The 7,919-nt window shown below is 57.4% G+C and carries 8 protein-coding genes; 5 read left to right on the top strand and 3 right to left on the bottom strand.

Annotated features, from left to right (window positions below; all coding sequences use genetic code 11):
- On the top strand, positions 1-278 hold a 278-nt coding region (locus tag VGC62_RS17310), incomplete at its 5' end, for a DUF2931 family protein (protein ID WP_331188301.1).
- Between the two features lie 24 nt (positions 279-302).
- On the opposite strand, the gene VGC62_RS17305 is transcribed toward VGC62_RS17310, so the two are convergent.
- Positions 303-854, bottom strand: a complete 552-nt coding sequence (locus VGC62_RS17305; protein ID WP_331188300.1) for a DNA-3-methyladenine glycosylase I — start codon at positions 852-854, stop codon at positions 303-305.
- Positions 855-934: 80 nt separating this feature from the next.
- Here VGC62_RS17305 and glyQ point away from each other — a divergent pair, with 80 nt between their 5' ends.
- Genes glyQ through VGC62_RS17285 form a run of 4 tightly spaced genes read left to right on the top strand, consistent with a single transcriptional unit; the run spans position 935 to position 5,333 of the window.
- Positions 935-1,888: a glycine--tRNA ligase subunit alpha gene (glyQ, locus tag VGC62_RS17300; RefSeq protein ID WP_331188299.1), complete on the top strand. Its 954-nt coding sequence runs from the start codon at positions 935-937 to the stop codon at positions 1,886-1,888.
- The gene (gene glyS, locus VGC62_RS17295) at positions 1,885-3,939 is read left to right on the top strand and encodes a glycine--tRNA ligase subunit beta (protein ID WP_331188298.1); all 2,055 of its coding nucleotides are present in this window, start codon (positions 1,885-1,887) and stop codon (positions 3,937-3,939) included. The genes glyQ and glyS overlap by 4 nt, the downstream gene beginning before the upstream one ends.
- Positions 3,940-3,955: 16 nt before the next feature.
- On the top strand, positions 3,956-4,507 hold the full coding sequence (gene gmhB, locus VGC62_RS17290) for a D-glycero-beta-D-manno-heptose 1,7-bisphosphate 7-phosphatase (protein ID WP_331188297.1): 552 nt from the start codon (positions 3,956-3,958) through the stop codon (positions 4,505-4,507).
- Between the two features lie 55 nt (positions 4,508-4,562).
- Positions 4,563-5,333, top strand: coding sequence for a lysophospholipid acyltransferase family protein (locus tag VGC62_RS17285; protein WP_331188296.1), 771 nt, complete (start codon positions 4,563-4,565; stop codon positions 5,331-5,333).
- 179 nt (positions 5,334-5,512) lie between these two features.
- Here the strand turns inward: VGC62_RS17285 and VGC62_RS17280 are convergent, their stop codons facing one another.
- The gene (locus VGC62_RS17280; protein WP_331188295.1) at positions 5,513-6,718 is read right to left on the bottom strand and encodes an MFS transporter; all 1,206 of its coding nucleotides are present in this window, start codon (positions 6,716-6,718) and stop codon (positions 5,513-5,515) included.
- A gap of 48 nt (positions 6,719-6,766) precedes the next feature.
- A partial coding sequence (locus VGC62_RS17275) for an MGH1-like glycoside hydrolase domain-containing protein (RefSeq protein ID WP_414705818.1) occupies positions 6,767-7,919 on the bottom strand: 1,153 nt, incomplete at its 5' end.

Raw genomic sequence — 7,919 nt, 5'->3', positions numbered from 1 at the left:
CCATGCTTGAAGTCAGGGAAAAAACCTATTGCAGGGCAAGCAAAGAATGGATCACAGATCACCGCAAGTTTCTGGTGATTGGATTGGCCCCAGGTGGCATCGCTAAAACGTGGGTAAGGGGAATCTGCCTAGACCCGATTGAAGTCAGTCGGGTGCAAGGAAAAATTGTAGAAAAGGGCCCCTATCTTGGTGAAAGCGGAGGGAAATATGGATTGAAACTAGAGCCTGAATCGCAAGCCTACATCGACAAGTTCGGTATCCCTTATGAGTCATGGTGAGGCGATAAGGCTCTGCCCCTTCCGCTAGCGAACAAGCTCAGCATACCTATCACAGTCAACGGTGTGATCCATGACCATGCCGGTGGCCTGCATGTAGGCGTAACAGATGGTTGGGCCTACAAAGGTGAAGCCCGCTTTTTTCAGCGCTTTGCTCATCGCTTCGGCTTCGGGGGTGATGGCGGGGACTTCGCTGCGGTGCTTGAAATGGTTGATCTTTGGTTTGCCACCGACGAAAGACCAGACGAACGCGACCGGGTCTTCCAGCCGTAACCAAGCCAGGGCGTTTTTGCGCGCGGCATTGATTTTCAGGCGGTTGCGGATGATGCCGGGTTCGAGCATCAGTGCCTCGATTTCGTCGTCTGTCAGGGCGGCAATGCGCTGCACATCGAAGCCGAACATGACTTCGCGATAGCGCGCGCGTTTCTTTAAAATCGTGATCCATGACAGCCCGGCCTGGAACCCTTCGAGCAACAGAAACTCGAAGAGCATCTGCGCGTCGCGCAACGGCACGCCCCACTCTTGATCGTGATAAGCCATGTAAAGAGGATCTTCGTTGCACCAAAAGCAGCGTGGCATAGGGCTCCAAGGGTGGAGGCGCGGTCGAATCGGGTATACTCCCGCTCTTTAAATCGCAGCCCCCAGTACAGGTGAATTTCGTGAGCCAGCCTACGCCAGCCGTGCGTACCTTCCAAGACTTGATCCTCGCCCTCCAGCAATACTGGGCTGAGCAAGGTTGTGTGGTACTTCAGCCCTACGATATGGAAGTGGGCGCCGGCACTTTCCACACTGCTACGTTTCTGCGCGCCATCGGCCCGGAAACCTGGAACGCAGCCTACGTACAACCGAGCCGTCGTCCGACCGATGGCCGTTATGGCGAAAACCCGAACCGTCTGCAGCACTACTATCAATTCCAGGTGGTTCTCAAGCCCAACCCGGACAACTTCCAGGAGCTGTACCTCGGCTCCTTGAAACATGTTGGCCTCGACCCGCTGGTCCACGACGTGCGTTTCGTCGAAGACAACTGGGAATCACCCACCCTGGGCGCCTGGGGCATGGGCTGGGAAATCTGGCTCAACGGTATGGAAGTCTCGCAGTTCACCTACTTCCAGCAAGCAGGCGGCATTGAGTGCTACCCGGTGACAGGTGAGATCACCTACGGCCTGGAACGCTTGGCGATGTACCTGCAAAACGTCGATTCGGTATACGACCTGGTCTGGGCCGACGGCCCGTTCGGTCGCGTGACCTATGGCGATGTATTCCATCAGAACGAAGTCGAGCAATCGACCTACAACTTTGAACAGGCCAACGTCGAGAAGCTGTTCGAACTGTTCGACTTCTATGAAAGCGAAGCCAAGCGCCTGATCGAACTCGATCAACCGCTGCCGTTGCCCAGCTATGAAATGGTGCTCAAGGCCTCGCACACCTTCAACTTGCTGGATGCCCGTCGCGCAATTTCCGTGACGGCGCGTCAGCAATACATCCTGCGCGTGCGCACATTGGCTCGCTCCGTGGCCCAGGCATACCTGATGGCCCGTGCCAAGCTGGGCTTCCCGATGGCCCCCCCTGATCTACGTGATGAAGTGTTGGCTAAGCTGGAGGCTGCGCAATGAGTGCTCAAGATTTCCTGGTTGAACTGGGCACCGAAGAACTGCCGCCCAAAGCACTGAGCGCGCTGGGCGATGCGTTCCTGGCCGGTATCGAAAAGGGTTTGCAGGCTGCGGGCCTCACCTACAGCGCCAAACAAGTGTTCGCCGCACCGCGCCGTCTGGCGGTGTTGATCACCGAACTGGCGACCCAGCAACCTGATCGCAGCGTGAACCTCGACGGCCCACCGCGTCAGGCCGCATTCGACGCAGAAGGCAAACCAACTCAAGCAGCGCTGGGCTTTGCCAAGAAGTGTGGCGTCGACCTGAGCGAAATCGATCAGAGTGGCCCGAAGCTGCGCTACAGCCAAAGCATCGCCGGCAAAGCAACATCGAGCCTGCTGCCGACTATTGTCGAAGACTCCCTGAACGACCTGCCGATTCCCAAGCGCATGCGCTGGGGGGCTCGCAAGGAAGAGTTCGTGCGTCCAACCCAGTGGCTGGTGATGTTGTTCGGCGAACAAGTCGTCGACTGCACGATCCTCGCGCAAACGGCGGGCCGTGAATCCCGTGGTCACCGCTTCCATCACCCGCAAGCCGTGCGCATCACGTCGCCGGCCAACTACCTCAGCGATCTGCGTGCGGCCCATGTGCTGGCCGATTTCAACGAGCGTCGTGTGCTGATCAGTAAACGCATCCAAGAACTGGCGACGCAATACGAAGGCACCGCCATCGTGCCGCCGAGCCTGCTGGACGAAGTGACCGCGTTGGTTGAGTGGCCGGTTCCGCTGGTCTGCTCGTTCGAAGAACGGTTCCTTGAAGTGCCTCAGGAGGCGCTGATCACCACCATGCAGGACAACCAGAAGTATTTCTGCCTGCTGGACGCCGACGGCAAGTTGCTGCCGCGCTTCATTACCGTGGCTAACATCGAAAGCAAGGACCCATCGCAAATTGTTCTGGGTAACGAGAAAGTCGTTCGCCCGCGCCTGACCGACGCCGAGTTCTTCTATAAGCAAGACAAGAAGCAAAAGCTGGAAACCTTCAACCTGCGTCTGCAGAACGTCGTGTTCCAGGCGCAACTGGGCACGGTGTTCGACAAAGCCGAGCGTGTCTCCTCACTGGCAGCTTTCATTGCTCCACGTATCGGCGGCGACGCTCAACGCGCTGCGCGTGCGGGCCTGTTGTCCAAGTGCGATCTGGCCACTGAAATGGTTGGTGAGTTCCCGGAAATGCAGGGCGTTGCGGGTTACTACTACGCACTGGCCGATGGCGAGCCGGACGATGTCGCTCTGGCGCTCAACGAGCAGTACATGCCACGCGGGGCGGGTGCTGAACTGCCGAGCACCTTGACCGGCGCCGCCGTCGCAATCGCGGACAAGCTCGACACCCTGGTGGGTATCTTCGGCATCGGCATGCTGCCCACCGGCAGCAAGGACCCGTACGCACTGCGCCGCGCCGCGCTGGGCATCCTGCGGATTCTGATCGAGAAGAAACTCGACCTGGACCTGATCAAGACCGTGCAGTTTGCGGTGGCGCAGTTTAGCGCCAAGATCAAACCGGCCGGTCTGTCGGAGCAAGTCCTGGAGTTCATCTTTGACCGTCTGCGGGCGCGTTATGAAGACGAAGGCGTCGACGTGTCGGTATATCTGTCGGTGCGGGCGCTGCAACCAGGTTCTGCACTGGATTTCGATCAGCGAGTGCAGGCGGTTCAAGCGTTCCGCAAACTGCCGCAAGCCGCTGCTTTGGCAGCGGTGAACAAGCGCGTGTCGAACCTGCTGAGCAAGGCCGAGGGCAGCATCGCCCACACCGTCGAGCCCAAGTACTTCGACAATGCCAACGAGTTCTCGCTGTATTCGGCTATCCAGCAAGCGGATCAAGCGGTGCAACCAATGGCCGCAGAACGTCAGTACAGCGAATCGCTGGCGCGCCTGGCAGCCCTGCGCGAGCCGGTGGACGCGTTCTTCGAGGCGGTGATGGTCAATGCCGAAGACGCTAGCGTGCGGGCTAACCGTTATGCGTTGCTGGCGCGGCTACGCGGTTTGTTCCTCGGCGTTGCCGACATTTCCTTGTTGAGCTGATGCTGGAGAGCGACGCGTGAAGCTGCTGATTCTCGATCGGGACGGGGTGATCAACCAAGACTCCGACGCGTACATCAAGTCGGTAGAGGAGTGGATACCGATTCCTGGCTCGATCGAGGCAATCGCACAGTTGAGCAAGGCCGGCTGGACGGTGGCCGTGGCCACTAATCAGTCCGGCATCGCTCGCGGTTATTACGATCTGGCGAGCCTGGATGCCATGCATGCGCGCTTGCGGGCGCTGGTGGCGGAGCAGGGCGGCGAGGTCGGTTTGATTGTTTACTGCCCCCACGGCCCGGACGAAGGCTGCGATTGCCGCAAGCCTAAACCTGGCATGCTGAAAACCATTGCACGCCATTACGCAGTCGAACTGGCCGGCGTATGGTTTGTGGGCGACACCAAGGGTGACTTGGAGGCGGCGCTGGCCGTCGACTGTCAGCCTGTGTTGGTAATGACGGGGAAAGGTCTAAAAACGCGGAATACTTCGTTACCCGCGGGCACGTTGATTTTTGATGATCTGGCGGCGGTTGCCGCAGAACTTACTCACACTAACGCTTCGTTGAACGACTAGCCGGTCGCTCAACGCCGCGCACTATCCGGGCAACGCCCGTACGGTAGAAGCTGCTATGTCGATGATGCGGGCAATCAGGATCTTTTTCTTTTACCTGCTGCTGGGCACCACCGCTTTGTTGTGGTGCTCACTGAGTTTTTTCGTCGCGCCTTTCATGCCGTTTCGCATTCGTTATCGCTTCATCAATGTCTATTGGTGCCGCTGTGCGGTATGGCTGACGCGAGTCATGCTTAACATCAAGGTTGAAGTTACCGGCCAGGAAAACGTGCCGAAGACGCCTTGTGTGATTGTTTCCAACCACCAGAGTACATGGGAGACGTTCTTTCTTTCGGCGCACTTTCAGCCGCTGAGCCAGGTGCTCAAGCGCGAACTGCTGTATGTCCCGTTCTTCGGCTGGGCCATGGCGATGTTACGCCCGATAGCCATTGATCGTGGCAACCCGAAAGCTGCACTCAAAGAGGTGGCGAAAAAAGGTGACGAGCTGCTGAAAGATGGGGTTTGGGTACTGATTTTTCCCGAAGGCACACGCGTTCCTTACGGGCAGATCGGCAAGTTTTCTCGCAGTGGGTCAGCCTTGGCCGTCAATGCCGAGTTGCCTGTGCTGCCCATTGCGCATAACGCCGGGAAGTACTGGCCTAAGGAAGGCTGGGGCAAGAAGCCGGGCACCATCAAGGTGGTGATTGGCAAACCGATGTACGCAGAGGGCACCGGGCCGCGCGCAATCGCTGCATTGAACGACCGTGTTGCCGCTTGGAACGAAGAAACCCAGAAAGCACTAGGGTCGCCTGCAATACCGCTGGGTACGCCCGAAAAGGCGTCGGTGTGATTTTGTGGATAACCTGTGTACCAATTCCGTCAGTTTCTCAGAAAACCGCGATAACTCATTAATTTCATTACTTATTTCGAAACGTCATTAATGACCAAAAACCGTGCATAAGTTTTTTTCTTCGACCGTTTTGGGTCACTTGGCAGCGCTGTAAATATCGGTCTTGAGCCTTCGCCTGTTCAGGACCGACCATCACCACCACTTGCCAATGCAGTCTTTGATACCCATAGATTGCAAAGCGCAGCAATTCCCAGCAACACCAGCCCGCCCGTTGCCGCTGCAACAAACCCCGCCTCTGGCGATACGCTGTCGATGGCCAATCCCACCAGCGGTGTTGCCATGGTTTGGCCAATCCGATACGCAGAGTCCTGAAGCCCCATCGCTTCGCCGCGCACGCTCGAAGGTGCAAGATTCGCGACGGTTTCCGAACCGGCAGCCAATGTCGGCGTACACAACAGATTGGTGGGTAACAGCGCAATCATCAGAATCCACCACGTCTGATCGAACAGCGCCACGGGCAACAGCAACACGCTCATGCCAAACGCCAGAGACGCTTGCGACAACGAACGATGCACGATCCCGTGTACAAACCCGCCGGCAATCGAAGCCACGGACATCGCTGCAATCACGAAACCGGTGAACCCCAATTGGCCGCTGTCGCGCAGCACCGCAATCAACGCCAGTTCTGTGCCTGAGAGAACGAACAACGCAGCGGCACTGACAAACAATGTCGATACCAAACGTCCAGACATCCATGTCCGCAATGCAGGACGAACGGGCTTGGCCTCTATCAAGATTTCTTCCGGCGTGCGTGTAGGCCAATTCAATCGATAGAGGACAACATAGGAAACAGCACGCCAGATGCCAATCCCGGCCAGCGCTGCAGTGGGTGAATACAAGGTGATCAGGAAGATACCCATCGTCGGCCCGATCACGAACGACAGCTCCGTCAACATCATGTTGAGCGAGTACGCTGGACGCCGACGGTCTTCGGGCACCAGACCCGCCACGAACTGCCTCGCGAGCGACCCGGTGGGCACCGTAAAGAGCGATGCCAGAAACGCCAACACGATGAAGCCCTCAAAGGGCATGAAGGGCAGTAGCGCCCAGGCCAAAGTCGACAGCGTGCCGCAGATGACCACCACTGGTCGCAAGCCATGTCGGTCGACCATTCGCCCAAGCACCGGTGAACCCATCGCAAACCCGAGCGCGGTGGCGGTACCGACGACCCCCGCATCGAAATAGCCGCGCCCCAGATCTGTCAGCACATGCAGCGTAAGCGTCAAACTCATGATGGTCAGGGGTAGACCCGCAACGAACATGAACAGGATGGCAGGTAGCACCCTTGGCAGTTCCAGCACCTTCCGATATTTGTACAACGACATCCTGACGACAACTCCTTGGATTTAAAACGCTCCTGATCAACGTTCTGATTATTCCCCACGCTGCAGCAGCAAAGCGACCAACGCACTCCAGCCAGTTTGATGGGATGCACCCAAGCCACGACCGTTTTCGGCATGAAAATATTCATGGAACAGCACAAGGTCGCGGCTTTGCGGGTCAACTTGCAGCTGTGGATAACCGGACATAGAAGGGCGATTGCCTTGTTCGTCTCGCAGGAATAAGCGACAGACTCGCTGACTCAATCCCTCAGCCACTTCGTCCAACGATGCCAGATACCCCGAGTCACTGGGGTATTCCACGGAAAAATTCTCACCGTAGTAACGATGAAACTCACGTAGCGACTCGATCAGCATGTAGTTAAGGGGCATCCAGATCGGTCCGCGCCAATTGGAGTTGCCGCCAAACAGCCGAGATTCCGACTCAGCAGGCTCGTAATCTGCACACAGCTGGTTGCCATTGATGTGCATGCTGAACGGCTGCGCCCCGTATGTCTTGGACAAGGAGCGAATACCAAAGTCAGACAGGAACTCGCTTTCATCAAGCATGCGTTTGAGCAAATCCTTGGTCCGTTGGCCCCGTAACAACGCCAGCAACAAGCGGTTGCCCTTGCCCGGCTCGGTCAAGCGCGAGACCAATAACGCCAAGTCCGGACGATGATGCAAGAAGCCGAGCAGCCGCTCCCGCAACCCTTTGAGACCTTCGTGTTCGCGCTGCTCCAGCACACGCACGGCGAACAGTGGAATCAGTCCGACGATAGACCTCAAGCGCACCGGTTCTCTGGAACCATCGGGACGATGCACCACGTCATAGAAGAAGCTGTCTTCATCGACCCAAAGACCATCAACGTCTTTGCCAACCTGATTGATCGCGCCGGCTATGTAGAGGAAGTGCTCGAAGAACTTAACCGAAATGTCGACGTAGACCTCGTTACGTTTCGCCAGCTCCAACGCGATGCGCATGAGATCCAGCGCGTAGCCGGCCACCCATGCGGTGCCATCTGCCTGGTCGAGTTGATAGCCCGGCGCCATGGCGGTGGACCGATCAAACAGCGCAATGTTGTCGAGCCCGAGAAATCCACCCTGAAAGATGTTGTGGCCTTCGGCGTCCTTGCGGTTAACCCACCAGGAAAAATTCAGCAGCAGCTTGTGGAAAACTCGTTCGAGAAAGTCCGCATCGCCTTCA

This window comes from Pseudomonas sp. (genome assembly GCF_036404235.1).
In the GTDB taxonomy this organism is placed as follows: domain Bacteria; phylum Pseudomonadota; class Gammaproteobacteria; order Pseudomonadales; family Pseudomonadaceae; genus Aquipseudomonas.
The sequence above is the reverse complement of the archived record's forward strand: the minus strand, read 5'-3'. Positions and strand labels throughout refer to the sequence as shown.

Excerpts from the sequence above, each read along its gene's own strand:
- VGC62_RS17305 (WP_331188300.1), bottom strand. The coding sequence starts at position 854 with ATGCCACGCTGCTTTTGGTGCAACGAAGATCCTCTTTACATGGCTTAT.
- glyS (WP_331188298.1), top strand. The coding sequence starts at position 1,885 with ATGAGTGCTCAAGATTTCCTGGTTGAACTGGGCACCGAAGAACTGCCG.
- VGC62_RS17285 (WP_331188296.1), top strand. The coding sequence starts at position 4,563 with ATGTCGATGATGCGGGCAATCAGGATCTTTTTCTTTTACCTGCTGCTG.
- VGC62_RS17280 (WP_331188295.1), bottom strand. The coding sequence starts at position 6,718 with ATGTCGTTGTACAAATATCGGAAGGTGCTGGAACTGCCAAGGGTGCTA.